Here is a 26,179-nt window from a genome sequence, read left to right as displayed (position 1 = left end):
TAGGGCAGGGCTGCACAGGCCGGTCGAGCGGCCGCGCTGAGGGCGATCAGGAACCTGTCGCGGCCGGAGGGCCACGCGGCGCTGCCGCGATCGCGTTGTGCCGTATCCAGGGTGCTGCCTGCGGCAACGGATGAAGTTCAGCCTCTAGCTGCAGAGTGATCTGCGGAAGCCAGATCGATGCGCCCAGAACCGGGCTGTCACCCAGCAGCGCGCAGTACGCACACTTTTCGAGCGTGTGGTCGTGTGGCGTGGAGGGTGAGTGACCTTGAAGGGGCGAAGTACTGCCGCACCAGGCGCCTGGCATCGTCGCGTGCGATGGGAGGGGCAGCGTCTGGGAAACGACCGGGGCCACGGTAGCGAGCCAGATGGCCAAGAGACCGAGCCATGCAACCAGTCGTCGATGTGTACGGTAACGATTCACGCCCAGACCCGTATGTCGCTTGGCCGGTTTGTTGAGGCCGTGGCAATTATCGTCCAGCGCGCGGTTCAGTGACCGCACTGCGACACAGCGTCACCTGGTGCCAGGGTTCAATGTTTTGCCGGGACGCGGGGAGGGCATGAGCCGTCCAGGACGGTGCACGGGCGAGCGGCGATCGCCCGGCCTGCGCAGCACCGGACTTGGCCTTCTCGCGTCCGTGATTGTGGCAATCTGGGCTCCCCCGCATTTGTTTCGTAACCCACCTGACATGGAGCCCATCGTGCCCTCTGTTATGACGCAACCGGTTGCCGATGGACTCACGCACTCCGCGATCTTCCTTGTAGTGACCTTGAAGCCCGACGCTCAAGGTGACGAAGCCGTGCGAACGCTCTGCAACAACCTGGCCGGCATCCTTCGCGCGGTCGGCTTTCGCAAGCCGGACCGGCGGTTGTCGTGCGTCATGGGTTTCGGATCCGATGCGTGGGATCGACTTTTCGGCGGTGCCCGACCTGCCGGGCTGCATCCGTTCCGGGAGATCAAGGGCGTGCATCACGCCGTTTCCACGCCCGGGGATATCCTTTTCCATATTCGAGCCACGCACATGGATCTGTGCTTCGAAGTCGCGGCGGAAATCATGTCGCGCATTGGCGACTTCGTCGCGGCCGAGGATGAAGTGCATGGCTTCAAATATTTCGACGAGCGCGATTTGCTCGGCTTTGTCGATGGCACCGAGAATCCCGTGGATCAGGCCGCCCTGGATGCCACCATCATCGGCAGCGAAGACCCCGCGTTCGCAGGCGGCAGCTACGTCATCGTGCAGAAGTATCTCCATGACATGAAGGCATGGAACGCGGTGCCGGTGGAGCAGCAGGAAAACATCATCGGCAGGAAGAAGCTGTCGGATGTCGAAATCGACGACGCGGCCAAGGCCAGCTATGCGCACAACGTGCTCACGTCCATCGAAGAGAATGGCGAGGAGCTGGAAATCCTGCGCGACAACATGCCGTTCGGCAACGCGGGCAAGGGCGAGTTCGGCACCTACTTCATCGGTTATGCGCGATCGCCGTCGAGGATCGAGCGGATGCTCGAGAACATGTTCATCGGCAACCCTCCGGGCAATTACGACCGCCTGCTGGACTTCAGCCGGGCGGTGACGGGAAGCCTGTTCTTCGTGCCGTCGGCAACGTTCCTCGAGAACGTGCCTGCTCACAAGGGCGACGCTGGCGCCTGACGTACCGGAATGGCCCGGGTCAGCCGGGCCGCCAGCAGCGCAACTCCTCAACGAACAAGGCCGCCAGCATTGAAGCGTGGCGGCCTTGCGGGATGCGAAGCTGGGAGGAGCCGGCGTCAGCCTTACTCTTCGTCTTCCTCGTCCTCTTCCTCTTCTTCGTCTTCATCCTCGAAGTCGGCCAGCTCTTCCACGCGCAGGAAGTTGGCGGCTTCGTCGGCGAAGGCAATGCGCTTGCCATCGGCACGCATCGCGCGCACGCCACGGCCGTCGCCTTCCACCAGCGCAAAGCAGACGACCGACTCGGCGGTTTCCACGCCGTCCACGTCGTAGACGGCGACCCAGCCGGTCGCGGGGATGATCTGGAGGATGTTTTCTTGCTTGGACATGACGCTTCCGCTTGGTGAAAACGTGAAAGAGTGCCCGGCACTCCGCTCGACTGCAAGCGTGCCGGCTGACCGTGACGCACCCGTGACAAGGTGCATTCCACCATCGTATCGATTCGAGGCGAGCGTCTTCGTCGTATTCACGGGTCGCCGATGGCGATGCGGACCACACAAGAGGAGTCAGCCATGCAGTTCATCCCCTATCTCGACTTTGACGGGCAGTGCAGGGAGGCGTTCGACTTCTACGCGAAGGTCTTCAAGGGAACCATCGCGTACCGGACGACCTACGGAGAGTCGCCGATCGCCGGCGAGATGCCCAAGGAGACCCATGGGCGCATCATGCACAACACGCTGGAAAGCTCGGGCGGCGTCCTGATGGGCGCCGATGGCCCGCCAGGCAACAAGAGCGCCAAGGGGTGCGTGAACATCACGGTCGACAGCGAAGCCGAGGCCGAGCGCGTGTTCGATGCGCTTGCGGAGGGCGGGGAGGTGACCATGCCCATCGCGGAAACCTTCTGGGCCAGGCGGTTCGGCATGCTGGTCGACCGCTACGGCAAGGCATGGATGGTCAACTGCATGAAGCCGATGCCTTGACGGCAACGGGTTCGATGGCGCAGGCAGCGCTGCGCCATCGAACCGGGGGCGAGTCTCAGCCGTTCGGATAGTCCAGCTTGGGGTACCAGTCCGTGCCGCGTCCTTCGGGCGTGGAGTCGAGCACGGTCCACAACGGCATCAGGTCCGGCGCGCCGCGCGGATCCTGGCCGGGGTCCGCCGTGGCGAAGCCCATTTCGCCGGCCCAGAACAGGCGGATGACGCCGTCGCGGCGGGTGAACACGTTGAAGGCGGGCTCGTCGCCGTCGTTTTCGCCGATGGCGTTGTAGTCACGGCTGAAATCACCGGTGAGGTCGGTGTACAGGCGCAACGCCTGCCATCCGCGCTGCTTCTTGAACGCGACGAGGCGTTCGATCGGCGAACGCGCGATGACCGCCAGCGAAACGCGCTGGCCGATGTCGCGTGCTTCGCCGTCCCAGGCGCTGAGCAGCGAGGTGCACATGGGGCAGGGGTGCTCGCGCTGCGGGCCGTACATGTAGCTGTAGGTGATCAGGGTCTGCTTGTCGCCGAACAGGCCGGCGAAATCGACCGGACCGTTCTCGCCCATGAAGCGGTAGTCGCCCTGCACTTCGGGGCCGGGCGGCAGGGCGCGGCGCTGTACCGCCACGCGCTCGATCTGCCGGCGGAGCTCGATTTCTTCGGCGAGCAGCGCGTCGCGAGCGCGACGGTACGCCTCGCTTTCGCGCGGAAAGCGCATGCCGTTGCGTCGCACGAGCTCGGCGGCAGGGACCAGGGTGGCAACATCGTTCATGACAGATGACCTCGACAGTGGCGTGGGGCTGTTCAGGCACGCGACGTTGCTCCACCCGACATGCTCGCCGATGTGAAGACGTCTCCCTTGGGAGACGAACGAGGAAGCGGGATTTCGACATGGCCCCGGACGGGGCTGCCGTTCGGGTCGGGGCCTCGCGGCAGCCGTCGCGTCAGGCGGCGAGACGCTCGGTGAGGTAAGGCGCCACGGCGGCGTTGATGGTTTCCGTGATCTGCTGCGCCAGCTCGGCATAGGTGCCGGCGCGCGGTACGCGCTCGCGCTTGGCGGCCTGGGCGAGCACATCGACCTGCCGGGTACCGGACGCATCGGAGAGGTTGGCGAACACGCAGGCCCTCGGCGAGTCGAGGAAGACACGCATCTCGATCTGCGCCCGGGTCTCCAGAGCCTCGTGGTCGGACGGCTTCACCTGGATGGTGAGCGAGCGGTGGCCGCGACGGCGAAGCTGGCGCAGGCACTCCTCCAGCTCGATCACCAGCTCGTGCCCGTAGGGAATGCTCAGTTCACGCAGCAGCACGCTTTCCATCTGGGCGGCGGCCTTGCGAACTTCGTTCTCGATGCGGCCCAGGAAGCCCGTGCGTAGCTCGTGCCTGGTGTAGTGCACGGGCATGGTGGACACCTGCACGCGGTTCTTGAGCACCAGCGTGGAGTGATTGATGCGCGAGAAGCTCAGGCCGGCCGCTTCGTAGCTCTGGCCGGCGTTCACGCCACTGATGCCGGCGAACGCGGCCCAGGCGGCCTTGAGGTAAGCGATGTTCGGTGGCGATTGCAGCATGTCGTTCCCGCGCGATGGGGCGCGATGCGCACCCGTGATCGAGGCATGTCCGGTGTATCGGCATGCCGGTCGGAAACTTCAGTAGGCGGTTCGTTTCGCTGAACGACGGCCGCCGGGTCAGCGGCGGGTCACGCCAGCGACATTCATGCGTGTTGGAATCGCCGGGCTCGTGAAGCGATGGGGGATCCACAACCCGTGACGCAGAGGCAGCACGTCATGCCAAAGAAGAACGCTCCGCAGGCCCTGGCGGCGATCAACCATATCGTCGTGCTCATGCTGGAGAACCGCTCGTTCGACCACATGCTCGGCTATCTCTATGCCGATAGTGGCAACGTGTCGCCGACAGGACAGCCCTTCGAAGGGCTGACGGGCAAGGAGTCGAATCCGGCGGTCACCGGTGCGGCCCCGGTGTCGGTGTTCGCGATTTCGCCCGCCACCGCCAGCACCTACTACATGCCGGGCGCCGATCCCGGCGAGGGCTACGCGGCCACGAATGCCCAGCTGTTCGGCAGCAGCACGGCACCCACGCCGCCCATAGCCACCAACCAGGGCTTTGTGGGCAATTTCGACAGCACCCTGGTGTGGGAGGCCAAGGAGAAGTGGTCGATCCTGCCGGGCACCGTGGCGGCCGACATCATGGGCATGCACACGCCCCAGACCCTGCCCGTGCTCTCGGCGCTGGCACGCGGCTTTGCCGTGTGCGATCACTGGTTCGGTTCCGTGCCCACCGAAACCCTGCCCAATCGGGCCTTCGTGCACGCAGGGACATCCCTGGGGCATATGGACGACAGCACCAAGTCGTTCGCCGCTGCGACCATTTACGCAGCCCTGGGCAAACAGGGCGTGTCATGGATGATCTACGGTTATACGAGCGATCCGCTCACCCGCATGACTTTTCCGGACCTGGTCAGCGAGCCCGACACCAACTTCGGTCTTTTCGCGGATTTCCAGGCGGCCGCGGCCAATGGCACGCTCGCGTCCTACAGTTTTCTTGAGCCCAGCTGGGGCTCCAGCGGCAACAGCCAGCACCCCAACTATGACGTGGCCCTGGGCGAGCAGTTGATCCATGACGTCTACACGGCACTGCGCAGCAGCCCGGCATGGAACGAGACCCTGCTGATCGTGACCTACGACGAGCATGGTGGCTGTTACGACCACGTGGCGCCGCCCACCGATGCGGTACCGCCCGATGCCAGCGCCGGCGAGTTCGGTTTCGACTTCAAGCGTTTCGGGCCGCGTGTGCCGACGTTGCTGATCTCGCCATGGATTCCCGCCGGGACCGTGCTGCGCGTCCCGGCATCGTCGATGCCGTTCGATCACACCTCGATCCTGCGCACCGCGGAGGCGCGCTGGGGCGTGCCGAACCTGACCGCGCGCGACGCCGTGGCCCCCGACGTGAGCGCGGCGCTCAGCCTCGCGGCACCGCGCACCGACGATCCGCTGTCGGGCGTCTCGCCGCCGCTTTCGCAGGGGACCAATCCCGCCGCCGGCCGACCTTCCCATCTGCAGCAGGTGTACGCCGAGCTGGTGGCTGCGTTGCCGGTACCGGATGCGCATGGCGACACGGCGCACACCATGCCCAGCCTGCACACCGAGGCCGATTACGACCGCTACATCCAGGCCCGCCTGGCGGCGTGGAAGGCGTCCCGTCCGGCCGGCTAGTCATCGCAGCCTCTTGCGGGGCGCTTCGGCGTCCGAGCGTCCGGGCTGCCAAAGCGTGACCTCTGTCCTACGCGATGGCGTCTTGATGCTTGCTATAACTGACGCGACAGCGTTTTGGCGACATGGCTCCGGTGGCACGGAGCCGCGTTCGTGACGGGGTGCCGGCCAACCGGCCGCGCCGGGACTTGGCATGACTATCTGGGGAGAGAAGGGCATGACCCGATTGACGATCCGGCCGCTGCTGGCGGCCTGCCTGTTGGCGACGATGGGCAGCGCTTTGGCAGTGGACGATTCAAGCCACGGCAACGGCATGCTGGGGTTCTCCCAGGATGGTGCGGCGGCGCAGCAAAGCCTGGAGCAGCGCTTCGACGCGTTGCTCGATCCGGCGGACCAGCGCGAATGGCTCAAGCAGATGTCCTCGCTGCCCAACCAGGTGGGTTCGCCGCACGACAAGGCCAACGCCGAATTCATGCTGGCGAAGTTCAAGGAATGGGGGTGGGATGCCCATATCGAGACCTTCAACGTGCTGTATCCCACGCCGAAGAAGGTGGCGCTGGAGCTGAAGGGACCGAAGCCGTACACGGCCAAGCTGAGAGAGCCGGCCGTGGCAGGCGACGCCACTTCGGGCATTCGCGAAAATGCCTTGCCGCCCTACAACGTCTACGGTGGCGACGGTGACGTCACCGCGCCGCTGGTGTACGTCAACTACGGCATGCCGGACGACTACAAGGAACTGGCGCGCCGCGGTATCGACGTCCGCGGCAAGATCGTCATCACCCGTTACGGCGGCGGCTGGCGCGGCCTCAAGCCCAAGCTCGCGCAGGAACACGGCGCCGTGGGCTGCCTGATCTATTCCGATCCGCATGACGACGGCTATGCCCACGGCGACACCTATCCGGAAGGCGGCTGGCGCCCGGAGGACGGGGTGCAGCGTGGTTCGGTGGCCGACATGCAGCAGTATCCCGGCGATCCGCTGACCCCGGGCTATGGTTCGACGGCGAACGCCAAGCGCCTCGCGCTCAAGGACGCCAAGACCATCCTGAAGATTCCGGTGCTGCCGATTTCCTATGCGGACGCCACGCCGCTGCTGAAGTCGCTGACGGGCCCGGTAGCGCCCTCGAACTGGCGCGGCTCGCTGGCGCTGACTTATCACATGGGTCCGAGCAGCGCGCCGGCGCATATCACGGTGCTGTCCGACTGGGGGCAGAAGCCAGTCTATGACGTGATCGCGGTGCTCAAGGGCTCGACCGAGCCCGACCAGTGGATCGTGCGCGGCAATCACCACGATGGCTGGGTGTTCGGTGCATGGGATCCGCTCTCGGGCAATGCGGCGCTGCTGGCCGAGGCGAAGGCCATCGGCGCCCTCTACAAGCAGGGCTGGCGCCCGCAGCGCACGCTGGTTTATGCGAGCTGGGATGGCGAGGAGCCCGGCCTGCTCGGTTCCACCGAATGGGCGGAGACGCACGCCGACGAGCTCAAGCAGAAAGCCGTGCTCTATCTCAACTCGGACACCAATGGCCGTGGCTTCCTGCGTGCCGAGGGCAGCCATTCGCTGCAGCATCTGGTGAACCAGTCCGCCGAGAGCGTCACCGATCCCGAGACGAAGGTGAGCGTGCGTGAGCGCATGCGGGCGCGCCTGCTGGTGGATGCCAGCGGGAAGGACGCCAAGCCCGAGGTGAAGGAAGAGGCGAAGCTGGCAGCCACGGGCGGTGACGTGCCGATCGGGGCGCTGGGCTCGGGTTCCGACTACAGCGCGTTCCTGGAGCACCTGGGCATTGCCTCGCTCGACCTGGGCTTCGGCGGTGAAGACGACAGCGGCGGTGTCTACCACTCGCAGTACGACTCCTTCGACCACTACGTGCGCTTCGGCGATCCTACGTTCGAATACGGCGTGGCGCTGTCCAAGGTCGCGGGTCACGTGATGCTGCGCATGGCCGATGCCAACGTGCTGCCGCTGCGCTTCAGCGATTTCAGCGACACCATGGACCGCTACGTCGACCAGCTGCACAAGCTGGTCGACAACACCCGCAAGGACACCGAGCAGCAGCACAAGCTGCTGGACGGCAAGGCGTTCGCGCTGGCGTCCGATCCGACGCGGCCGGTGGGTTCGCCGGCACGCGATTCGGATGTGCCGGAGATCAGGCTCGCGCCGCTGGACGAGGCAGCGAAGAAACTCAAGGCAAGCGCGCAGGCCTATGACACGGCCTACAACGAGCGCGTCGCGGCCGGGTTGAAGCTCGCACCGTCACAGCAGCAGGAGCTGAACGCCCTGATCGGCCGGATGGAACAGTCGCTCACCGACAGCTCCGGCTTGCCTGAGCGTCCCTGGTTCAAGCACATGATCTACGCGCCGGGCATGTTGACCGGCTACGAAGTGAAGACCGTGCCGGGCGTGCGCGAGGCGCTGGAAGCACGTCGCTGGGACGAGGCGAACCGCTACGCGGTCGCTACCGCAAAGACGCTCGATGGCTATCGCGAGCAACTCGACAAGCTGACCGCGATGCTGAAAAAGTCGTCGTGATTTAGCGCGACGGAAGAAGCCGTCATTCCGGTGCATCCGGGATGGCGGCTTCTTCGTTGGTAGCTTCCGTCAGGTAGCCGAGCTTCCGATGCTTCGGAAGCTGCTTGATTTCCCATTCGGCGCGCGATGCCTGCGAGCGATTGTCATAGGCGCGCGAACCAAGCAGGCGCAGTGGCGGATGTGAGCGCGTGTAGCGCGCCCCACGACCCGACGCATGGGCGGCATAGCGCGCATCGAGATCGTTGGTGATGCCGGCGTAGTACGACCCATCCTGGCATTCGATCAGGTAGAGCCACCAGGTGGGTTGCGCGGTTGAAGCCATGGCTATGCGAGTTGCGAGGCACGGTCGGTAGGCGGCAGTGTGCCGCCTCGATTCCGCGCCGACAATCCGGCTCGCCGCGCTATGCCTGGGCGACAGGCAGCTTGATCCTCGCGACAAACCCGATGATCCAGCCAAACAACAACATGGCGGCCAGATTGGCGATGAAGCTGAATACGCTGAAGTGCGGCGTGCTGTTCAGCGCGGAAAGCGGGACGACCACATAGTTCATCACCGCGAACACGGCCGCGCCGTAGGCAATACCCCATGCCGTCCATGTACGCGGGCTAGTGACGCGCTTGCGCAGCGCAAGCACGAAAATCGCCGCGATGACGATGGACATGCCCCATTGCAGCAGCAGGCCGAGTGCCGCGTTGGCGGGACCTCCGGCGAGCGAGGTCTTGCCGAGCAGGCCACCTGCGACGTACTTGAGGATGACGATGGGGCTGTAGCCGCTGATCAGCGATGCTGCACCGATGTCCACGGTGCCAGCGATGAGGCCGCCCCAGAGGGTGGCGGCGAGGGCGGGATGACGCGTGCTGGGCATGACCGTCTCCATGGGCACTGGCTTCCTGCGGGGCGCAGGAAGTCTCCTGGCGGGGCTACTCTAATGAGTCGCCCGACCCATGGCGATATGACTTTTATCCGGGCCCGCCTATGGTTGAGGGCGCGTCGCGACTTCGGTGGAAGCGCAGGGGAGGGCCTGCCCCGTTATGATCGACCGCATGCTGTTTTCCGATCCCGACACGGGGCCCGCCGAAACCCTGGTGGCCGAATTGCGCGACTATCCCGAGTGGCATCGGGGACGCGAGCGCTATGGCGTGTGGATCCTGCCCGTCGTCCAGCCCGAGCTGCTCGACTATGTGGCCTATGCGCGGGAAAGCCTGGCGGATCTCCTGCATCCGTCGCCGCATCGCCAGCCGCACATGACGGTCTTCGTCTGCGGATTTCATCAGGCACGCAAGCGAGCCGATGACGACTTTTCACGGAACCTGTTGCGAAGACAGCTGCTGCAGTTGAGCGGTCATGCGGGACGGCGGATGACCTTGCCGCTGGCGAGGCTCGACAGTTTCGCCAGTGCGGCCTTCATACCCGTCGATGACAGGGACGGCCGGATCGCCCGCTGGCGAGCCTTGCTGGGAGACATCAGCGACGAAGTGCGGCAGTCGACGTACGTACCGCATATCACCCTGGGCCTGTATCGCCGGAAGGTGGACGCGCATACGATCAGGCAGCGACTCGCTGCACTTGCGATACCACCGGCAAGCCTGGAAGCGAGCGAGCTGCAGTACGTCACTTACGCCGCGCGCGACCAGCTGGGCCCGTTGCGAGTCCACCGGCGGTGGCTCTTGAGCGGGAGCGACATCACCGTCCCTGCATAAAATGAAGCGCGGCACGATGGCGTGCCGCGCTTCGCGTCCATGGGTAGGGCTTTCTTAGTCGGCGGGCTTCGATGCGGACGAAGCACTTGCCGGCGCATGTCCCTTGCGGCCCTTGTCGGTCTTGGCAGGACCACCCGTGTGGCCGCCGGGGTTGCGATACATCTGGTCGGCGATCTGCTTCTGCTCGGGCGACAACACGTCATAGAGATCGCTGAAGGACGAGGCCAGCTTCTTCATGTTATCCGCGTGCGTCTCGGTGATGTCGGCATACGACTTCATAGCGTCCGGTGCCTTCATCGTCGACAGCTTTTGCGCACGATCGCGGAAGGCCTGGTCGGCCTTGCGTGCGTTGTCGCGCATGGTCTGCGCAAAGTCATCCCACTGCTTGGACTGCTGGTCGGTAATCTTCAGCTGTGCATGCAGGTCGGCAATACGGCGTTCGACGGCGTCGGCATGCTTTTGCGAGTGGTCCCGGGTCGCCGGCGGCGTGGATGTCGGCAATGGCGTCGGAGGATTCTGCTGCGCCAGGGCCGGACCGGTGGCCAGCGCGAAGGCAATCAACGCCGGCAATGTCACGCTGCGAACTGACGTTCTCATGGGTAACTCCTTCTTCGATCAAACGCGTTTGCTGCTTAGTGCCCGTCATCCTCGTAATAGACGACACCTGGCGGTGGCGGAGGAGGCGGCGAGGTGTACACCACGGTGGGCGGTGGCTGTGGCGCCGTGGAGTTGACGATGACTGCGCCTGCGGCAACGCCGAGCAGTGCACCGGCCACGATGGCGCCGGTGTCGTCGTGATCGTGGTGGTACTCGTGATAGTCGCGGTCGCCGTGTCCGTGGTGGTCGTGCTCGTAATGCGGCGGTGGCGGCTCGTGATCGTGGCGGTAGTGATCCTGTGCCAGCGCTTGCAACGGCAGTGTCAGCCACACAGCGGCCAGCAAGGGCGGTGCGATCCAATGGCGAAGCTTTGTGATGTGATGGACTTTCATCGACATGCCCTCCGGCAGCGCGATGGTATGGCGCAACCGAAGCGTAGATCGGCAAAAGTGCATGGCCGCCCAACGATGCGACCTGTCGGTTCATCGCTTGGGCGGGCGTTTGCTTATGTCAGCGTAATGTGAGCGTGGTACGGGCGCTTCATGTTTCGCTCAGGCGCGGCCGCCCCTTTGGCGGGGCGGCGCGCAGGTTTCAGTGTGCTGCGATGAAATCGATTCTTTCGAGCCCTTGTCGCTTCGCACTGGCGATGGCGCCAGCAACGATCTGATAAGACGCACCATCTGCAGGGTCGACCAGGAGGCTGGGTGGTAGCGGGCTATGCGCGGCGACCGCCAATTGCGCGTCCAGCATCGCCGGGTTGACCGGGGCGTCGTTCCAGTACATCGAACCATCCGCATGGATGGACAGGTGCACCGTTGGCGGTGTTTCCGTCTGGGTCTTTCCTGGTTGTGGCAGGTCGAGCTTCAGCTTATGGGTGAGCACGGGCGAGGTGATCATCATGATCACCAGCAACACCAGCAGGACATCCACCAGTGGAGTGACGTTGATCTGTGCAAGGGGAACAGCCGAAACACGTGCAGAGAAAGCCATGGTTCTTCCTCCTGACGGCGTGATGTGGCATCGATGTAGGGCGCCGTGCGTGGGGACGCCTCGGCGGCTCCAGCATAGAACTACTTTGCGGACGGGCGGTAGTACCGACGGGCCGCGTGGGAACGGCGGTCCGTTGCGGTAACCTGTGCGGGTTTCCCCGATGTGTCGCTCATGAATTCCCGTCGTTCGTCACCCCATGTGGTACAGCCCGATCTGCTGGGAGGCGGCGCGGTGCCTGCGCAGATCCACCGCCTGTTCTTCGCCCTGATGCCGGAGGCGAGCGTGCGCGCACGCATCGAGTCCGCGGCTGCCGGCGTCGCCGCTTCGCAACATCTACGGGCACGCATGATCCGTCCGGCCCGCTACCACGCAACGCTGCATTTCCTCGGCGATCACCCCATGCTGCGGGAAGACATCGCTCGCGCGGCCATCGATGCTGCAGGCAAGGTGCAGGCCGCGCCGTTCGACCTGGTGCTGGACAGCGCATCCGGTTTTCACGGACGCGAACCGCCGTGCGTGTTGCGTTGCACGCAGATACCCCCGGCGCTGCAGGCGCTGTGGGAGGACCTGCGCGATGCAATGTTCCGCGCCGGCCTGGGTGCCCATCTCTCGCGCAGCTTCACCCCGCACGTCACCTTTGCCTACAGTCGTGGTGCGCTGCCGCAGCCCACGCCAGTGGAACCCATCACCTGGCGGGTGGATGGGTTCAGCTTGCTGCACAGCGTGGTGGGTGGCGGGGACTACGAGGTGCTGGACGCGTGGCGTTTCCCATCCACGTGAGTACGGACGTCTGACAGGCCGTGCCGCGAGGCAGGAAATCTTCGGCCTGATGGCCCCACGGCATCGGTAAAAGGACATACTCACGGCTCCTTCCGACGCTGGTAAGAAGCTCCATGTTCAAACCCTTGCTTGCCTCCCTGTTGACCTTCTCCGCCGCCATGCCGGCCGCTGCCGCCACGCTGGACCAGAACCAGGCCCAGGCGCGCGACATCTTCAGCCACCTCATCGCGTTCAAGACCGAAATCGGGCAGGGGCAGGTGCCGGTGATGGCGAAGTACCTCGCCGACCAGTTCCGCGCGGCAGGTTTCCCGGATTCGGACATCCATATCATTCCTCACGGCGAGACGGTCGCGATGGTGGTGCGCTATCGCGGCGACGGTAGCGGCGGCAAGCCGATCGGGCTGATGGCGCACATGGACGTGGTGACGGCCAAGCCGGAAGACTGGCAGCGCGATCCGTTCAAGCTGATCGAGGAGAACGGTTACTTCTACGGACGCGGCACCGAGGACATCAAGAGCGGCGTGACCGTGCTGGCGGCGAACTTCATCCGCCTGAAGAAGGAAGGTTTCGTGCCCACGCGCGATCTCGTCATCATCTACACCGGTGACGAGGAAACCTCGCAGGACACCATGGAAGACCTGGTCAAGAATCATCGCGACCTGGTCGATGTGGAATACGCGCTCAACACCGACGCCGGTGGCGGCGAGCTGAGCGAGTCGGGCAAGCCGCTGGTCTTCGGCGTGCAGACGGCCGAAAAGGCCTATGCCAGTTTCGAACTGACCACCCACAACCCCGGTGGCCACAGCTCCTTGCCGCGCAAGGACAACGCGATCTACGAACTGGCCGACGCGCTGAAGAAGGTGGAGGCCTACCAGTTCCCCGTGATGTGGAACGACACCACGATCGCCTCGTTCAAGGCGCTGGGCGCCACCACGCAGGGCAAGGTGGGCGAGGCCATGCTGGCCTTTGCCAAGAATCCGCATGACGAAGCCGCAGCCGCGGTACTGGCCGACGAGCCGTCCGAAGTGGGCAAGACGCGTACGACCTGCGTTGCCACCTTGTTGCGCGGCGGCCATGCGGACAATGCCTTGCCGCAATCGGCCACCGCCACCATCAACTGCCGCGTGTTCCCGGGCGTGGCCATCGACACCGTGGGCAAGGCGCTGCAGGACCAGGTGGGGCCGAAGGTCGACGTCAAGCTGGTCGGCAAGGCCATCGCCAGCGACGCCTCGCCGCTTCGGCCCGACGTGATGGCGGCCGTCACCAAGGCCGTGCATTCGATCCGTCCGGGCGTGGCGATCACGCCGATCCAGGAGTCGGGAGCGACCGATGGCCTGTATTTCCGCGCCGTGGGCATTCCCACCTATGGTGTCAACGGCATGTTCATGAAGAACAGCGACGAGTTCGCGCACGGCCTCAACGAGCGCGTGCCGGTCAAGGGTTTCTACGATGACCTGGCCTACTGGCACGTGCTGCTCACCACCGTCGGGGGCAAGCCCACCGCGAAGTGACGCACGGTATGCCGAAATTCCTGGTGCGGTTTGTCCCGTGGGGGCGCAGAATGGCGCCCCCACACCTCACTACGGAGTTCGTCATGCGTCCGACCGTTTTAGCCGTGCTGGTTGCCCTCGCTTTACCTGTCGCCTCCGCGGTGGCCGCGCCGCCGGCGAAGTCGAATGTTCCCGCCTACGTCACCGCGGCCATCAACGATCCCGCTCGCAAGAACGATGTCGGCGATGACGATCGCCGCAGGCTCGCCGACCTGATGACCTTCACCGAGTTGAAGCCGGGGCAGTCGGTGGTGGACCTGATTCCGGGCAGCGGTTACTTCACGCGCGTGTTCAGCGGCATCGTCGGGCCCAGCGGCAAGGTCTTCGCGGTGTGGCCGAATGAATACGGCATGGAGGCGAAGTCCGACGTGCAGGCGTCCAAGGCGCTCGTGGCCGATCCGCACTACGCCAATGTCGGCGTGCTGATGGTGGCCGCCAAGGAGTTCAAGACGCCGCAGCCGGTGGACGTCGTGTTCACTTCGCAGAACTATCACGACTACCCCGACAAGTTCATGGGCAACGTCGATCCGACCGTGTTCGACAAGCAGGTGTTCGACTCGCTGAAGCCGGGCGGCCTGTTCGTGGTGATCGACCACGTGGCCGAAGCGGGCTCGGGCATGCGTGACACCGACACGCTGCATCGCATCGATCCGGCCATCGTGAAGAAGCAGGTCGAATCGGTCGGCTTCAAGTTCGACGGCGAGAGCGATGTGCTGCGCAATCCGGCCGATCCGCATAACATCAAGGTCTTCGACAAGTCGATCCGTGGTCACACCGACCAGTTCGTCTACCGTTTCCGCAAGCCTGGCTAAAGCTTTGACTGATCCACAACGTTCGAACGCGAAGGAGGGCGCTACGGCGCCCTCCAACGATCCGCCTCCCACGCGCCCGCAACGTCCCGACGACGAAGACTGCTGCGGCCAGGGCTGCGTGCCCTGCATCTTCGACCTCTACGACGAGGCGATGGGCCGCTACCGCGAAGAATTGGCCGCGTGGAAGGAACGCCATCCCGGCGAGTCTCCTGAGTAACCCAACGCGCAAGCCATCTCCCCTCTGTAGGAGCGCACCCAGTGCGCGATCGCCGCATCGATACTGCGGGCGTGAAACAACCTCTGTCGGAGCGCACCCTGTGCGCGACTGTCCCGCGATGATGTACCTCGACGCTTGGTTTTCGCCTTTGTTCGCTACAAGCCAGCGCTCACTGCCCGCGTCGCGCACAGGGTGCGCTCCCACAGTGATGAGCCTCTGTGTTTTACGGCGCAGGCGCCGGCATGAACTTGAACGACGGCGTCTCCACGAACTGCCCTGACACTTCCCCCGAATACACCTGACCGTTGGCCATCGTGAGCTTTTTCACCGGAGCACCCGGCTTGAGGTCGAGCTTGTGCAGGTCGACCCAGAACGTATTGGGCCGTGTCGCTGAATCGAAGTAGTAGACGAGATTCTTCTGGTCCGCCACGGTATGCCAGATCGTCGATGAGAGATTCGGTTGATCGGGCGTACTTATGCCGAGTGGCACGCTCACGGCGCGCTGCACACTCATCACTTCGGCCACCGCCTGATAGGCGTACGACTGGTTGGGCACGCCCGCGATGTAATTCGTGTCGAGTTGTTTCGGTACGGCGTCGAGCAGGAATGACGCGCGTGCGAAGCGATCAGCGGCGCGGTTGGTGCCGGGCAGGAATTTGAGCCCGCCAATGCTCTCCCAGTATTCGTACAGCGCCAGCTGCTTGTCGTAGATCGGCGAGTTGGTCATCACCTTGTACTGGTGGCCGTGGTGGATGACGAGCTTGCCGTTGATGTACTCGAAGATGGCCGAATCGCCGCTCGCATCGGAGATCGACATATGGATGGTGAGCGGCTTGCCGTTGGGCAAGGGCGGGGCAATGATCTGGAATGGCTCCTTCGCCAGCGCCTTCACCGTCTCGTCCACGCTGGCGAAGTTGTCCAGGATGTACTGGCCCCACAGGCTGATGGCCATGTGTGGGCGCTTGCGGTCAGGCGCGCCGTAGTCGGTTTCGGCCAGGTACAGCGCGTTCATTACCAGGCCTTTCTCGTTGATGCCGTCGACGCTGCCGATGTCGTAGCCGGCGGTGATCACACTGCCGTAGCGCGACGTCCAGGCCGGCGAGTTTGTCCCCGCATTGCCGTCGCGCTTGATGCCCGCGGGGAAGATCCAGAGATTCGAGCCCATGTCCTCGGACCAGTCCATGTTGCGGCCGGTGATCACCGTGTTGTCGGCGCCGACATAGAGGGTGCGGGTGCAGGAGAGGACGGGAAAGGCGAGGACCGTCGTGGCAAGTCCTGCGGCGAAGGCCAGGAGATGACGGCGCATGCGTTGCCCCTGCGAGGAAAGTGGCAGCAAGAAAGCATGGCGGCGATGAAGGCACTGTGTTGCGTGGCGACTTGCTTCCGCGGCAGGGTGGCATCAACGGTGCGGTTAGCTACGTCGCATGAATGCCGCGGTTGCGCACTGGGTGCGCTCCTGCAGAGGGCGCTTTACACTGCGGGCCTCGTTCGACCGGATGTTCCGATGCACTCCCGTTTGCTCGTCCTGCTCGGCGGCCTGTTGCTGCTGGCCTCGGGTGCCACGTTTGCCCAGGCGCCCCACACTGTCCTGCTCGAGGACCTCACCTGGACCGAGATCCGCGACCAGGTCCAGGCAGGCAAAACCACCATCATCATTCCCATCGGCGGCACCGAGCAGAGCGGCCCTGGCATCGCCGTGGGCAAGCACAACGCGCGCGCCGCTTTCCTCTCGAAGAAGATCGCCGAGCGTCTTGGCAACGCCCTGGTGGCTCCGGTGGTGGCCTACGTGCCTGAAGGCGGCGTGGCGCCGCCGAGTTCGCACATGCGCTTCCCCGGCACCATCACCGTGCCGGATGCCGTATTCGAGCAGATGCTCGAGTCGGCGGCGCAGAGCTTTGCCGTGCATGGCTTCCGCAACGTGGTGTTCCTGGGTGACCACGGCGGCTACCAGAAGGACCTCGACCGCGTGGCCGCCAAGCTCAACAAGGCATGGGCCGGCAAGGCCAGGGCGATCGTGCCGCCGGAGTACTACGCCAGCTCGTCCGAGGGTTATGCCCAGCAGCTGCGCCAGCGCGGCTACCGCGACGACGAGATCGGCACGCATGCCGGCCTCGCCGATACCTCGCTGCAGCTGGCGGTGGCGCCGCAGATGGTGCGGTTGGACCAGCTCCAGCACGGCCCCAGGCTTGGGCAGGCCGACGGCGTGTACGGCGGCGACCCGCGCCGTTCCTCGGCCGATCTCGGTCAATTAGGCATCGATGCTATCGTGTTACACACCGTTGACGCCCTTAAGAAAGATACTCAAGGGCACTGACGCCGCCCCTCAGGGCGATTCCTCCCAACCCCACTCATAAGCTGTCCGCACATGGCCATCGCCCACTCCCTGCGTTCCCTTCGCCTGTCCCGGGTTCTCCCGTTCGCGCTCGCTGCTGCGTGCGTGGGCGGCAACGCCCTGGCGGCTTCGTCCGTCACCACGGTTGCCGGCATGCCGCCGGTGGTCAACCCCGCCAACATGTACAGCGAGTCGGGCCTCGGCCACGTGAGCCCTGAGGTCGCCAAGGACCTTCCGCGCATCTACGTGCCCAACCTGCGCTCCAACGACGTCTACGTGATCGATCCGGCCACCTACAAGGTGGTGGACAAGTTCAAGGTGGGCGAGGGTCCGCAGCACGTCGTGCCGTCGTGGGACATGCGCACGCTGTGGGCGACCAACAACGCCGAGCGCAAGAACGATGGCAGCCTCACCCCGATCGATCCGCGCACCGGCAAGCCGGGCAAGGCGGTCGCGGTGGACGATCCGTACAACATGTACTTCACGCCGGACGGCAAGGAAGCGATCGTGGTGGCCGAGGCGCATGCGCGCCTGGATTTCCGCGATGCGCACACCATGGCGCTGCACTCGAGCCTGTCGGCACCGGAGTGCAAGGGCATCAACCACGCCGAGTTCTCCATTGATGGCCGCTATGCCATCTTTACCTGCGAGTTCACCGGCAAGCTCACCAAGATCGACATGGTGAACCGCAAGGTGATTGGCTACCTCGACCTGTCCAAGAAGGGCATGCCGCAGGACATCCGCGCCTCCGCTGACGGCAAGACCTTCTACGTGGCCGACATGATGGCCGACGGCGTCTACCTGATCGACGGCGATGCCTTCAAGCAGGTCGGCTTCATCAAGACCGGCGTGGGCACGCATGGCCTGTACCCGAGCCGCGACGGCAGCAAGCTCTACGTTGCCAACCGTGGCTCCAACAAGATCCACGGGCCCAAGCACGGTAAGGGCAGCGTCTCGGTGATCGACTTCAAGACGCAGAAGGTGGTGGCGAACTGGCCGATCCCCGGCGGCGGCAGCCCGGATATGGGCAACGTCAGCGCGGACGGCAAGACGCTGTGGCTGTCGGGTCGCTTCGACGACGTGGTGTATGCGATCGACACCACCAGCGGCGCGGTGCGCTTCATCAAGGTTGGCCAGGAGCCGCACGGCCTGACCGTGTGGCCGCAGCCGGGTCGCTACTCGCTGGGCCACACCGGCATCGTGCGCTGAGTTTTTCCCCGGCGCGGTGAAACGCAAACGCCTGCCCCGAAAAGGGCAGGCGTTTTTCTTTCTGCCGCTAGCGATGTTGTCATCTGCCTGTTATCGCCTTTTCCCGATGCAATTGTTAAATTGTGACCTGGTGCACATTTTCGACATGGATCAGGGGACGGTACATGAGGGGAAAGGAGTGGGTCGGACGATGGATGTGTCGTGTTTTCAAGCACAAATGGGAGCGTCCGGCGCCTGGCCGCCGCGAATGCGGACGCTGCGGTCGCATCGAACAGCGCTCCTGGCGCCTTAACTGAGGCGGCGGCTGGCAATCGCAGCCATCGTCCCCACATGAAGGGCTTCCACGCCGAGGAGGCCGCATGATTCCCTTTTCCGTACTCGATCTGGCGCCAGTGACCGAAGGTAGCGACGCCACGCAGGCGTTCGCCAACACCCTGGACCTGGCGCGTCGTGCCGAGCGATGGGGCTATACGAGGTACTGGCTGGCCGAGCATCACAACATGCCCGGCATTGCCAGCGCGGCGACCGCGGTGCTGATCGGCCATGTGGCCGGCGGCACCTCGACCATCCGCGTCGGCGCCGGCGGCATCATGCTGCCGAACCATGCACCCCTTCAGGTGGCCGAACAGTTCGGCACGCTGGCGTCGCTCTACCCGGGTCGCATCGACCTCGGGCTGGGGCGGGCGCCCGGCACCGATCATCCGACGGCCCGCGCATTGCGTCGCTACTTCGACAGTGCAGAAGCGTTTCCGCAGGACGTGGCGGAACTGCTGGCGTATTTCGAACCGGCCACACCGGAGCAACCGGTGCGGGCGGTTCCTGGCGCTGGCATCGAGGTGCCGGTGTGGCTGCTTGGGTCCAGCCTGTTCAGTGCGCGGCTGGCGGCGGCGATGGGTCTGCCGTTCGCGTTTGCCTCGCACTTCGCGCCGGATGCGATGGACGAGGCGCTGGCGCTGTATCGCCGCGATTTCCGGCCCTCGGCACGCCTGCAGGCACCGTACGCGATGCTCGGCATCAACGTGGTGGCGGCCGGCAGCGATGCCGAAGCGCGACGCCTGTTCACCACGCAGCAGCAGAGCTTCATCAATCTTCGTCGTGGCCGGCCCGGGCTGATTCCCCCGCCGATCGACGACATCGAAACCTACTGGACGCCCACCGAGAAGTTCGGCGTGGAGCGTGCGCTGGCGTGTGCCGTGGTGGGTGATGCGACCACCGTGAAGGAAGGGCTCGAAGCCTTCGTGGCGCGCCATCGTCCCGACGAGTTGATGATTACCGCCAACGTGTTCGAGCACGAGGCGCGTTGTCATTCCTTCGAAGTGGCGGCGAAGCTGATGCAGGGGCTGGAAGCCCTGTAGGAGCGCACCCAGTGCGCGATCGCAGCGTTATGTCGTCACCGCTTCGTAGGCTTTTCGCGCACTGGGTGCGCTCCTACAGGTGAAAGCGTAGCGCGCATCAGAGCTCGGCAAAGTTGCGCTGCAGATCCTGCCGGCAACGCGCGAGCAGCTGGGCAGGGAACTGGGTGATGCTGTCGTCGGTGTAGTCGGCTTCGCCATCCATCAGGCCCTGCTCGGCGAGTTGCTGGCACATCGCCAGGCGTTGTGCGGCGTGCAGTACGCGACTCATGGGCTGCGCCATCGCCTCTGGCGTTGCTTCGGCATGCTCCATCAGGGCATCGAGGACCACGGACGGCAGATCCCAATGCCGGGAGGCGTGCACGCTGAGGCGGGCGGCGATGCGGGCGCAACCGGCGATGAAGGAAGGCGAGCAGGCGGGCAGGGGTTGGCCCAGTTCCTTTTCCAGTAGGCGCGCAATCGCGCCCAGGCCGGTGTAGCCGACCAGGCCGGCGAGCTGTGCCTCGAACGGATCGCACTGTCCCTTGCTGAGGAACACCGCCGCATGCGCGCAGCGTTCCGCGTGGTCCCACAAGCGCTGGCCAACCACCTGGCCATTGGTACCGGCGCTCGCCATCAGGATCGGTTTCATCACGTAGACCGACACCACATGGCGCAGGCCTACCTGGCCGAGCAACACCACCGCGTGCTGCAGGCTGCCCACCGGGTGTGCCGTGCGGTAAGCCACGCTGCCGGTAACGCGCATGACTTCGCCGACCAGCACCGGGTCGCGGCGTATCAGGTTGGCCAGCTGGGCACCGTTGAGGTTGTCGCTCTTCATTGCGCGCATCAATTGCGGCAGCACCGTGGGCATGCGCGGCAGGCTGCGCACATCGAAACGGTCGTTATCGCAAAGCTCACCCAGGCGTTGCAGCACGGACTGCTCGCGGGCCGGGTTGGCGACGCCGCCCGGATTCACGGGCAGGTTCAGGATGAACCGATGGAAGCGGTCCTCGATTTCTCCGCCGGTGACCGTGCCGTGGGCGGAGGATTCGTCAAGGAGCGGCGATGCATCGCGGTTGGGCGCAGCCGGGCGCGCCGCCGATGCTGCAGGCGTGCGCGCACGTGCAAAAAACCGCCACCAGTAACCCATCATCGTCCCTCGCACTCCCACGCCTCGCGCCCCCGCTCCGCTTCTGTATCGGCACGAAAACGGAAACATGTAGCGTGGATGGAAGATCCTGCGACGGGCTACTCAGCCGGGGTGGTTTTCCCGCGGGCGACGGATCCAGTCGACGGCACCCTGGCCGGCGAGGCGGCCACTGGCGAAGCTGGCGGTAAGCAGGTAACCGCCGGTGGGCGCCTCCCAGTCCAGCATCTCGCCGGCGCAGAACACGCCGGGCAGGGCGGTGAGCATCAACTGCTCGTCGAGCGCTTCCAGGCGCACGCCGCCGCCGCTGCTGATGGCTTCCTCGATCGGTCGAGCGTGCTTCAGCGTCAGCGGAAGGCGCTTGATGGTCCGGGCCAGGGTTTCGGCGTCATGGAACTGGTCGCGATCCAGCACTTCGTGCAGCAGCGCGGCCTTCACCCCGGCGAGGCCGGTCTGGCGGCGCAGGTGCTCGCTCATCGAACGGCTGCCGCGTGGCTTGGCCAGGTCGTTGCGCAGGCGCTCCAGCGTGCGGTCGGGAGAAAGATCCAGCGCGATGCCGGTCGATCCGTTCGCCGCCAAGGCGTCACGCAGCATTCCGGAGAACGCGTAGATCAGGCTGCCTTCGATGCCGGTGGCGGTGATGACGCATTCGCCCTGGCGCGCGTGCCCGTTGTCTTGCGCGTCGTGAAAATGGATCGCCACCGGTTTCAGCGGCGCACCCGCGAAACGGCTGGCGAGATGCTCGCTCCAGCCAATATCGAAGCCGCAGTTGGACGGCACCAGGGGCGAAACGCCCACGCCTCTCGCGGCGAGCCACGGCTGCCACGCGCCATCGGACCCGAGCTGCGGCCAGCTGCCGCCGCCCAGGGCCAGCACCACGGCATCCGCGCGGATCGCGCGTTCGCCCTCCGGCGTATGCATGCGCAGCGAGCCATCCTCGTGCCAACCCAGCCAGCGATGGTGGACGTGGAAGCGAACGCCACTGTCACGCAGGCGATGCACCCAGCCGCGCAGCAGCGGCGCCGCCTTCAGGTCGCTGGGAAACACGCGGCCGGAGGTACCGACAAAGGTTTCCACGCCCAGTCCACGCGCCCACTCTCGCAGCGCGTCGGCGTCGAACGTGTCCAGCCATCGGCCGACTTCCTTCGCCCGTGCACCGTAGCGCTGCACGAAATCAGGCTTGGGCTCGCCATGGGTCAGGTTCATGCCGCCCTTGCCGGCGATGAGGAACTTGCGCCCGACGGATCCCTTCGCCTCATAGACATCCACGTCCAGCCCGGCCGCCCGCGCGGTCTCGGCCGCCATCAGTCCGGCGGGGCCGCCACCGATGATGGCGATACTGGCTTGGGCGCGTGGAGCAGAAGGCATGGCAGGCGTCAGTTCGGCAGCGCGGCCGTCATGCGCGACTGCGGTTCGACCGACACGCTGGTGGTCTCGCTCATGATCTGCAGCTGGCCGTCCTGGATCAGGCACTGCAGGCGCATGCCGCGTTCGGACATGGCGGCCAGCTGGTCCACCGTTTCAGCCGGGATGTCCAGCACGGTGAGGTTGCGGTTGCGTCCGAGCGAGCCGGCGATCTTGTCCCACCAGATGTCGGCGCCGCGGCCGCTGTAGTTGATCACCACCACTTGCTGGGCCCGGCCGCAGGCCTTGCGGATGCGCGCCTCGTCGGGCTGGCCCAGCTCGATCCACTGCTCGATCTCGCCGGTGTATGCCTTGCGCCACAGGGCAGGCTCGTCGTCGTCGCTCAGGCCCTTGCCGAACTCCAGGCGCTCGTCCGCGTACAGGGCGAAGGCCAGCAGACGCACCATCAGGCGCTCGGCCGTTTCGGAAGGATGGCGCGCTACGGTCAGTGCATGGGTGGCGTAGTAATGCCGGTCCATGTCGCTGACCTGCAGCTCGGCCTTGTAGATGGTGGCGTTGAGGGCCATGGGGGTGCCTGCGGAAGGTAACCACCCATTGTACTTGGCCGGCGCCATCCGTCGCCCAGGGTCGCTACGGGGCGGAGTCAGGTGCGGGGCAGCAGATCCAGCAGGGGTTTGACCAGGTCCATCGGCAGCGGGAAGACGATGGTGGAGGCCTTGCCGCTGTTGGACATGTCCGACATCGTCTGCATATAGCGCAGTTGCAGGGCCTGCGGCTGCTGGGCGAGCAGGGCCGCGGCATCGCGCAGCTTCTCCGCAGCCTGCAATTCGCCTTCGGCGTGGATCACCTTGGCACGGCGCTCGCGTTCGGCCTCGGCCTGGCGGGCGATCGCGCGCACCATCGTCTCGTTGAGGTCCACGTCCTTGATCTCCACGTTGCTGACCTTGATGCCCCAGGGGTCGGTGGCTTCGTCGAGGATCTGCTGCAGGCTATGGTTGATCGAGTCGCGCTGCGAAAGGATGTCGTCCAGATCGTGCTGGCCCAGCACCGAGCGCAATCGCGTCTGCGCGAGCTGGCTGGTGGCCTGGAAGAAATCGGACACCTGCAGTATCGCCTTGTCCGGTTCCACCACGCGGAAGTACACCACGGCATTGACGCGCACCGAGACGTTGTCGCGCGAGATGACGTCCTGCGGTGGCACGTCCATCACGGTCACGCGCAGGTCCACGCGCATCATCCGTTGCACCACCGGAATCAGGATGACCAGTCCCGGACCTTTCGTGCCGGTATAGCGACCGAGTGTCAGCACGACGCCGCGCTGGTATTCCGGCAGCACCTTGATCGACAGGAACAGCAGCGCCACCACCCACACCACGATCACGCCGATGAAACCGAACATACGTAACTCCTCCATGGTATCCACCTAGGCTTGGACCACCCTCAGCAGCAGGCCGTCGCGACCGATGACCCGCACGCGCGCACCCGCCGGCAAGGCGGATTCGCAGCGCACGCGCCACTGCTCGCCGCCGACGCGTGCCCAGGCTTCGCCACCGGCATTCACCGCCTGCATCAGTTCGCCGGTGACCTGCTGCATCTGCGTGTCGCCATGGAACAGCCGCGTTCGCCGCGAGCGCCTGACCAATCGCAGCAACAGCACCAGCAGCACCGTGGCCGAGAAGGCGATGCCCCCGATCACGCCGAGGTTGACCGCGTAACCCGGCACGCCGGTACTGAACAGCATGATCGAGCCGAGCACGAAGGCGATCACGCCACCGATGCCGATCGCGCCCACCGAGGGGGCAAGCGCCTCGGCCACGATCAGCCCGACGCCCAGCACCATCAAGGCGAGGCCTGCATAGTTCACCGGCAGCAGCTGCAGCGCATACAGGCCGACCAGCAGGCAGATCGCGCCGGCAATGCCCGGCAGCAGTACGCCCGGATGGAACGCCTCGAGCACCAGTCCATACATGCCGGCCAGCAGCAACAGATAGGCGATGGTGGGATGGGTCACGATGTCGAGCAGGTGGGTGCGCCAGTTGGGTGCGTAGTCGCGGATGGGCAGCCCGGCGCTGTGCAGCACGATCTCGTTGCCGGCCACGCGCACGTGCCGTCCGTCGGCACGCGCAAGCAGGGCAGGGACATCGCCCACGACCAGGTCGATCACATGTTTCTGCATCGCTTCGTCGGCGGTAAGCGTGGCTGCACCGCGAACGGCCTCCTCCGCCCAGTCCGCATTGCGCCCGTTGAGCTGCGCGAGCGAGCGGATCGACGCGATGGCGTCATTGAGGACCTTGTTGGTTTCCGCATCCGGTGACGGTTTGGCCGCCGTGCCCGATGAGGCCGGCTCGTTGCCGAGGGGGAGCGGACTGGCACCGCCCAGGGGCACGGGTGTCGCCGCGCCCAGGTGCGTGGCCGGCGCCATCGCCGCGATCTGGCAGGCATAAAGAATGTAGGTTCCGGCAGAGGCCGCTCGCGCGCCACCCGGCGCTACGTAACCCAGTACGGGCTGACGGGCCGCGAGAATGCTGGCGATGATCTGGCGCATCGAATCGGACAAGCCGCCCGGCGTGTCCATCTGCAGCACGATCACCGATGCGCCGTCGCGATCCGCACGCTGCAGGCTGTCGTCGACGTACTCGGCGGCCGCAGGGCCAATCGGACCGGTGAGTTCGATGCGCGCGGCAAACGCCCCCGCACGCATCGGCGCATCGGCAGCCTGTCCGGCCGCCGCCATGATGGCCAGCGCCAGCATCCAACGGGTCGACGACGTCGTAAGCCATCGCGTCACGCAGCGCCTCCTCAAAGGTGGCGACTTCAGAGTGCGCCCGAGGATGTTTCGCCGGTGTGAGATGGATTGAAAGGTGCCGGGTCCCCGCTTGCCATGGAGGCGGCAGGAGAGCGGCGAAGGGGGTCAGCTGAAAACCGGTCGACCCTGCGTGTCGAGCAGGCCGTGTTCCACCAGCCATTGGCGGGCGTTGTCGGCGTCCTGTTCGAACCACGCCCGGGTCGAGCCGAGCCGGAACGAATAGCCCCAGGCATCCATGTCGGTCATCAGGCGCAGGCGTCCCACGCCGGGCAGTTCGTCGGCGAGCACGATCTGCAGGTAACAGGTGGCGTCTTCCTCGGCGATCGAATCGGTGGCGTCGGTATGCACGAAGGCGCGACGCTCGGCGGGCAGCACGATCAGGTGCCCGGCTTCGTGCAACAGCGAATGGACCGGCGTGTCGCCACGCGCGTACACCGTGGTACCGATGATGCCGGCTTCGTCGTCACCCCAGAAGCTGCCGGGAATGGCCGTGCCGGATTCAACGCGCAGCAGCTGCAGGCCGTAACGGGCCAGCAGCATGGCGGGCACGTCGAAGCCGATGGCATCGAGGCGCATCACGCTGGCTTCGTCAGGCAACGGGGTGGATTCGGAAAGCATGGACAATCGTTCCGCCCTTGGGCGGTGATGAAGCAGGCGAACCGAGGCACGGGACTGGCCCGTGCCTCGATGGCATCAGCCGGCGGGCTTGGCCTGCACGTGTTCTGGCAGCGCCACGGAAAGCTCGAGGATCTCGTGTCCGCTGTCGCGCTCGACGTTGATGTTGATGGCTTCGAGGTCGACGTGGACGTATTTCTTGATCACTTCGAGCAGCTCGTTGCGCAGCAACGGCAGGTAGTCGGGTGCGCCACGGGTGGAGCGCTCCTGAGCCACGATGATGCGAAGACGCTCCTTGGCGACGGCAGCGGTGGGCTCCGGCTTGCGCTTCAGGAAATCAAGAATACCCATCG

Annotated in this window: 29 protein-coding genes; 12 read left to right on the top strand and 17 right to left on the bottom strand. The window is 65.3% G+C overall.

What is annotated here, in order from left to right:
- Positions 1-46: 46 nt before the first annotated feature.
- On the bottom strand, positions 47-421 hold the full coding sequence (locus tag EPB08_RS21415) for a DUF2946 domain-containing protein (RefSeq protein WP_165418441.1): 375 nt from the start codon (positions 419-421) through the stop codon (positions 47-49).
- A 19-nt stretch (positions 422-440) separates the two neighbouring features.
- Here EPB08_RS21415 and EPB08_RS08445 point away from each other — a divergent pair, with 19 nt between their 5' ends.
- On the top strand, positions 441-1,649 hold the full coding sequence (locus tag EPB08_RS08445) for a Dyp-type peroxidase (protein ID WP_229238258.1): 1,209 nt from the start codon (positions 441-443) through the stop codon (positions 1,647-1,649).
- A gap of 122 nt (positions 1,650-1,771) precedes the next feature.
- On the opposite strand, the gene EPB08_RS21045 is transcribed toward EPB08_RS08445, so the two are convergent.
- Complete coding sequence (locus tag EPB08_RS21045; protein ID WP_165418396.1) at positions 1,772-2,035, bottom strand: hypothetical protein; 264 nt, start codon at positions 2,033-2,035, stop codon at positions 1,772-1,774.
- A gap of 90 nt (positions 2,036-2,125) precedes the next feature.
- Between EPB08_RS21045 and EPB08_RS08435 the strand changes: the two genes are divergently transcribed.
- Positions 2,126-2,626 (top strand): VOC family protein, encoded by a 501-nt coding sequence (locus EPB08_RS08435; RefSeq protein ID WP_425598244.1) that lies wholly within the window; start codon positions 2,126-2,128, stop codon positions 2,624-2,626.
- 55 nt (positions 2,627-2,681) lie between these two features.
- Here EPB08_RS08435 and EPB08_RS08430 read toward each other — a convergent pair whose 3' ends face one another.
- Positions 2,682-3,395, bottom strand: a complete 714-nt coding sequence (locus EPB08_RS08430; protein ID WP_130618597.1) for a DUF899 family protein — start codon at positions 3,393-3,395, stop codon at positions 2,682-2,684.
- Between the two features lie 172 nt (positions 3,396-3,567).
- Positions 3,568-4,188: a hypothetical protein gene (locus EPB08_RS08425; RefSeq protein WP_130618596.1), complete on the bottom strand. Its 621-nt coding sequence runs from the start codon at positions 4,186-4,188 to the stop codon at positions 3,568-3,570.
- A 216-nt stretch (positions 4,189-4,404) separates the two neighbouring features.
- Between EPB08_RS08425 and EPB08_RS08420 the strand changes: the two genes are divergently transcribed.
- Positions 4,405-5,850 carry an alkaline phosphatase family protein gene (locus EPB08_RS08420; RefSeq protein WP_130618595.1) on the top strand — a complete coding sequence of 482 codons (1,446 nt, stop codon included), beginning with the start codon at positions 4,405-4,407 and terminating at the stop codon, positions 5,848-5,850.
- 214 nt (positions 5,851-6,064) lie between these two features.
- Positions 6,065-8,371 (top strand): transferrin receptor-like dimerization domain-containing protein, encoded by a 2,307-nt coding sequence (locus tag EPB08_RS08415; protein ID WP_130618594.1) that lies wholly within the window; start codon positions 6,065-6,067, stop codon positions 8,369-8,371.
- A gap of 22 nt (positions 8,372-8,393) precedes the next feature.
- Here EPB08_RS08415 and EPB08_RS08410 read toward each other — a convergent pair whose 3' ends face one another.
- Positions 8,394-8,693 carry a GIY-YIG nuclease family protein gene (locus EPB08_RS08410; protein WP_130618593.1) on the bottom strand — a complete coding sequence of 100 codons (300 nt, stop codon included), beginning with the start codon at positions 8,691-8,693 and terminating at the stop codon, positions 8,394-8,396.
- Positions 8,694-8,772: 79 nt separating this feature from the next.
- Entirely contained in the window at positions 8,773-9,237 is a 465-nt protein-coding gene (locus EPB08_RS08405; RefSeq protein ID WP_130618592.1) for a hypothetical protein, read from the bottom strand.
- A 178-nt stretch (positions 9,238-9,415) separates the two neighbouring features.
- Between EPB08_RS08405 and EPB08_RS08400 the strand changes: the two genes are divergently transcribed.
- Positions 9,416-10,072 carry a 2'-5' RNA ligase family protein gene (locus EPB08_RS08400; RefSeq protein WP_165418440.1) on the top strand — a complete coding sequence of 219 codons (657 nt, stop codon included), beginning with the start codon at positions 9,416-9,418 and terminating at the stop codon, positions 10,070-10,072.
- A 54-nt stretch (positions 10,073-10,126) separates the two neighbouring features.
- On the opposite strand, the gene EPB08_RS08395 is transcribed toward EPB08_RS08400, so the two are convergent.
- The 3 genes from EPB08_RS08395 to EPB08_RS08385 all read right to left on the bottom strand — a co-directional run bounded on the left by EPB08_RS08395 (position 10,127) and on the right by EPB08_RS08385 (position 11,659).
- Positions 10,127-10,669, bottom strand: a complete 543-nt coding sequence (locus EPB08_RS08395; RefSeq protein WP_130618590.1) for a Spy/CpxP family protein refolding chaperone — start codon at positions 10,667-10,669, stop codon at positions 10,127-10,129.
- 35 nt (positions 10,670-10,704) lie between these two features.
- The gene (locus EPB08_RS08390; protein ID WP_130618589.1) at positions 10,705-11,061 is read right to left on the bottom strand and encodes a hypothetical protein; all 357 of its coding nucleotides are present in this window, start codon (positions 11,059-11,061) and stop codon (positions 10,705-10,707) included.
- 199 nt (positions 11,062-11,260) lie between these two features.
- Positions 11,261-11,659 (bottom strand): ExbD/TolR family protein, encoded by a 399-nt coding sequence (locus EPB08_RS08385; protein ID WP_130618588.1) that lies wholly within the window; start codon positions 11,657-11,659, stop codon positions 11,261-11,263.
- 171 nt (positions 11,660-11,830) lie between these two features.
- Between EPB08_RS08385 and thpR the strand changes: the two genes are divergently transcribed.
- The 4 genes from thpR to EPB08_RS08365 all read left to right on the top strand — a co-directional run bounded on the left by thpR (position 11,831) and on the right by EPB08_RS08365 (position 15,018).
- A complete protein-coding gene (thpR, locus tag EPB08_RS08380; protein ID WP_130618587.1) occupies positions 11,831-12,439 on the top strand; it encodes an RNA 2',3'-cyclic phosphodiesterase in 609 nt (202 codons plus the stop codon).
- Positions 12,440-12,552: 113 nt separating this feature from the next.
- Positions 12,553-13,950: a M20/M25/M40 family metallo-hydrolase gene (locus EPB08_RS08375; RefSeq protein ID WP_130618586.1), complete on the top strand. Its 1,398-nt coding sequence runs from the start codon at positions 12,553-12,555 to the stop codon at positions 13,948-13,950.
- A gap of 83 nt (positions 13,951-14,033) precedes the next feature.
- Positions 14,034-14,801, top strand: a complete 768-nt coding sequence (locus tag EPB08_RS08370) for a class I SAM-dependent methyltransferase (protein ID WP_130618585.1) — start codon at positions 14,034-14,036, stop codon at positions 14,799-14,801.
- Between the two features lie 4 nt (positions 14,802-14,805).
- Positions 14,806-15,018, top strand: a complete 213-nt coding sequence (locus tag EPB08_RS08365) for an oxidoreductase-like domain-containing protein (RefSeq protein WP_130618584.1) — start codon at positions 14,806-14,808, stop codon at positions 15,016-15,018.
- Positions 15,019-15,241: 223 nt separating this feature from the next.
- Here EPB08_RS08365 and EPB08_RS08360 read toward each other — a convergent pair whose 3' ends face one another.
- Positions 15,242-16,324: a linear amide C-N hydrolase gene (locus EPB08_RS08360; protein ID WP_130618583.1), complete on the bottom strand. Its 1,083-nt coding sequence runs from the start codon at positions 16,322-16,324 to the stop codon at positions 15,242-15,244.
- 198 nt (positions 16,325-16,522) lie between these two features.
- Between EPB08_RS08360 and EPB08_RS08355 the strand changes: the two genes are divergently transcribed.
- The 3 genes from EPB08_RS08355 to EPB08_RS08345 all read left to right on the top strand — a co-directional run bounded on the left by EPB08_RS08355 (position 16,523) and on the right by EPB08_RS08345 (position 19,914).
- Positions 16,523-17,332 carry a creatininase family protein gene (locus tag EPB08_RS08355; RefSeq protein ID WP_130618582.1) on the top strand — a complete coding sequence of 270 codons (810 nt, stop codon included), beginning with the start codon at positions 16,523-16,525 and terminating at the stop codon, positions 17,330-17,332.
- A gap of 51 nt (positions 17,333-17,383) precedes the next feature.
- Complete coding sequence (locus tag EPB08_RS08350; RefSeq protein ID WP_130618581.1) at positions 17,384-18,559, top strand: YVTN family beta-propeller repeat protein; 1,176 nt, start codon at positions 17,384-17,386, stop codon at positions 18,557-18,559.
- Positions 18,560-18,918: 359 nt separating this feature from the next.
- Positions 18,919-19,914 (top strand): LLM class flavin-dependent oxidoreductase, encoded by a 996-nt coding sequence (locus EPB08_RS08345; protein WP_130618580.1) that lies wholly within the window; start codon positions 18,919-18,921, stop codon positions 19,912-19,914.
- A gap of 97 nt (positions 19,915-20,011) precedes the next feature.
- Here the strand turns inward: EPB08_RS08345 and EPB08_RS08340 are convergent, their stop codons facing one another.
- The 7 genes from EPB08_RS08340 to minE all read right to left on the bottom strand — a co-directional run bounded on the left by EPB08_RS08340 (position 20,012) and on the right by minE (position 26,177).
- Positions 20,012-21,046: an HDOD domain-containing protein gene (locus tag EPB08_RS08340; protein WP_229238257.1), complete on the bottom strand. Its 1,035-nt coding sequence runs from the start codon at positions 21,044-21,046 to the stop codon at positions 20,012-20,014.
- A 99-nt stretch (positions 21,047-21,145) separates the two neighbouring features.
- Positions 21,146-22,408, bottom strand: coding sequence for a TIGR03862 family flavoprotein (locus EPB08_RS08335; RefSeq protein ID WP_130618579.1), 1,263 nt, complete (start codon positions 22,406-22,408; stop codon positions 21,146-21,148).
- 8 nt (positions 22,409-22,416) lie between these two features.
- On the bottom strand, positions 22,417-22,971 hold the full coding sequence (locus EPB08_RS08330) for a YaeQ family protein (protein ID WP_130618578.1): 555 nt from the start codon (positions 22,969-22,971) through the stop codon (positions 22,417-22,419).
- Positions 22,972-23,048: 77 nt separating this feature from the next.
- A complete protein-coding gene (locus EPB08_RS08325) occupies positions 23,049-23,804 on the bottom strand; it encodes a slipin family protein (RefSeq protein ID WP_130618667.1) in 756 nt (251 codons plus the stop codon).
- A 24-nt stretch (positions 23,805-23,828) separates the two neighbouring features.
- A complete protein-coding gene (locus tag EPB08_RS08320; RefSeq protein ID WP_324615204.1) occupies positions 23,829-25,193 on the bottom strand; it encodes an NfeD family protein in 1,365 nt (454 codons plus the stop codon).
- A 123-nt stretch (positions 25,194-25,316) separates the two neighbouring features.
- Positions 25,317-25,829, bottom strand: coding sequence for a hypothetical protein (locus EPB08_RS08315; RefSeq protein ID WP_130618577.1), 513 nt, complete (start codon positions 25,827-25,829; stop codon positions 25,317-25,319).
- A 75-nt stretch (positions 25,830-25,904) separates the two neighbouring features.
- Complete coding sequence (gene minE, locus EPB08_RS08310) at positions 25,905-26,177, bottom strand: cell division topological specificity factor MinE (protein ID WP_130618576.1); 273 nt, start codon at positions 26,175-26,177, stop codon at positions 25,905-25,907.
- Positions 26,178-26,179: the final 2 nt, after the last annotated feature.

The organism is Dyella amyloliquefaciens, from assembly GCF_004296575.1.
Classification (GTDB): Bacteria; Pseudomonadota; Gammaproteobacteria; order Xanthomonadales; family Rhodanobacteraceae; genus Dyella; species Dyella amyloliquefaciens.
The sequence above is the reverse complement of the archived record's forward strand: the minus strand, read 5'-3'. Positions and strand labels throughout refer to the sequence as shown.

What these genes read in the sequence shown, in the direction of transcription:
- EPB08_RS21045 (WP_165418396.1), bottom strand. Translation starts at nt 2,035, where the DNA reads ATGTCCAAGCAAGAAAACATCCTCCAGATCATCCCCGCGACCGGCTGG.
- EPB08_RS08430 (WP_130618597.1), bottom strand. Translation starts at nt 3,395, where the DNA reads ATGAACGATGTTGCCACCCTGGTCCCTGCCGCCGAGCTCGTGCGACGC.
- EPB08_RS08425 (WP_130618596.1), bottom strand. Translation starts at nt 4,188, where the DNA reads ATGCTGCAATCGCCACCGAACATCGCTTACCTCAAGGCCGCCTGGGCC.
- EPB08_RS08420 (WP_130618595.1), top strand. Translation starts at nt 4,405, where the DNA reads ATGCCAAAGAAGAACGCTCCGCAGGCCCTGGCGGCGATCAACCATATC.
- EPB08_RS08415 (WP_130618594.1), top strand. Translation starts at nt 6,065, where the DNA reads ATGACCCGATTGACGATCCGGCCGCTGCTGGCGGCCTGCCTGTTGGCG.
- EPB08_RS08410 (WP_130618593.1), bottom strand. Translation starts at nt 8,693, where the DNA reads ATGGCTTCAACCGCGCAACCCACCTGGTGGCTCTACCTGATCGAATGC.
- EPB08_RS08405 (WP_130618592.1), bottom strand. Translation starts at nt 9,237, where the DNA reads ATGCCCAGCACGCGTCATCCCGCCCTCGCCGCCACCCTCTGGGGCGGC.
- EPB08_RS08400 (WP_165418440.1), top strand. Translation starts at nt 9,416, where the DNA reads ATGCTGTTTTCCGATCCCGACACGGGGCCCGCCGAAACCCTGGTGGCC.
- EPB08_RS08395 (WP_130618590.1), bottom strand. Translation starts at nt 10,669, where the DNA reads ATGAGAACGTCAGTTCGCAGCGTGACATTGCCGGCGTTGATTGCCTTC.
- EPB08_RS08390 (WP_130618589.1), bottom strand. Translation starts at nt 11,061, where the DNA reads ATGAAAGTCCATCACATCACAAAGCTTCGCCATTGGATCGCACCGCCC.
- EPB08_RS08385 (WP_130618588.1), bottom strand. Translation starts at nt 11,659, where the DNA reads ATGGCTTTCTCTGCACGTGTTTCGGCTGTTCCCCTTGCACAGATCAAC.
- thpR (WP_130618587.1), top strand. Translation starts at nt 11,831, where the DNA reads ATGAATTCCCGTCGTTCGTCACCCCATGTGGTACAGCCCGATCTGCTG.
- EPB08_RS08375 (WP_130618586.1), top strand. Translation starts at nt 12,553, where the DNA reads ATGTTCAAACCCTTGCTTGCCTCCCTGTTGACCTTCTCCGCCGCCATG.
- EPB08_RS08370 (WP_130618585.1), top strand. Translation starts at nt 14,034, where the DNA reads ATGCGTCCGACCGTTTTAGCCGTGCTGGTTGCCCTCGCTTTACCTGTC.
- EPB08_RS08360 (WP_130618583.1), bottom strand. Translation starts at nt 16,324, where the DNA reads ATGCGCCGTCATCTCCTGGCCTTCGCCGCAGGACTTGCCACGACGGTC.
- EPB08_RS08355 (WP_130618582.1), top strand. Translation starts at nt 16,523, where the DNA reads ATGCACTCCCGTTTGCTCGTCCTGCTCGGCGGCCTGTTGCTGCTGGCC.
- EPB08_RS08350 (WP_130618581.1), top strand. Translation starts at nt 17,384, where the DNA reads ATGGCCATCGCCCACTCCCTGCGTTCCCTTCGCCTGTCCCGGGTTCTC.
- EPB08_RS08345 (WP_130618580.1), top strand. Translation starts at nt 18,919, where the DNA reads ATGATTCCCTTTTCCGTACTCGATCTGGCGCCAGTGACCGAAGGTAGC.
- EPB08_RS08340 (WP_229238257.1), bottom strand. Translation starts at nt 21,046, where the DNA reads ATGATGGGTTACTGGTGGCGGTTTTTTGCACGTGCGCGCACGCCTGCA.
- EPB08_RS08335 (WP_130618579.1), bottom strand. Translation starts at nt 22,408, where the DNA reads ATGCCTTCTGCTCCACGCGCCCAAGCCAGTATCGCCATCATCGGTGGC.
- EPB08_RS08330 (WP_130618578.1), bottom strand. Translation starts at nt 22,971, where the DNA reads ATGGCCCTCAACGCCACCATCTACAAGGCCGAGCTGCAGGTCAGCGAC.
- EPB08_RS08325 (WP_130618667.1), bottom strand. Translation starts at nt 23,804, where the DNA reads ATGTTCGGTTTCATCGGCGTGATCGTGGTGTGGGTGGTGGCGCTGCTG.
- EPB08_RS08315 (WP_130618577.1), bottom strand. Translation starts at nt 25,829, where the DNA reads ATGCTTTCCGAATCCACCCCGTTGCCTGACGAAGCCAGCGTGATGCGC.
- minE (WP_130618576.1), bottom strand. Translation starts at nt 26,177, where the DNA reads ATGGGTATTCTTGATTTCCTGAAGCGCAAGCCGGAGCCCACCGCTGCC.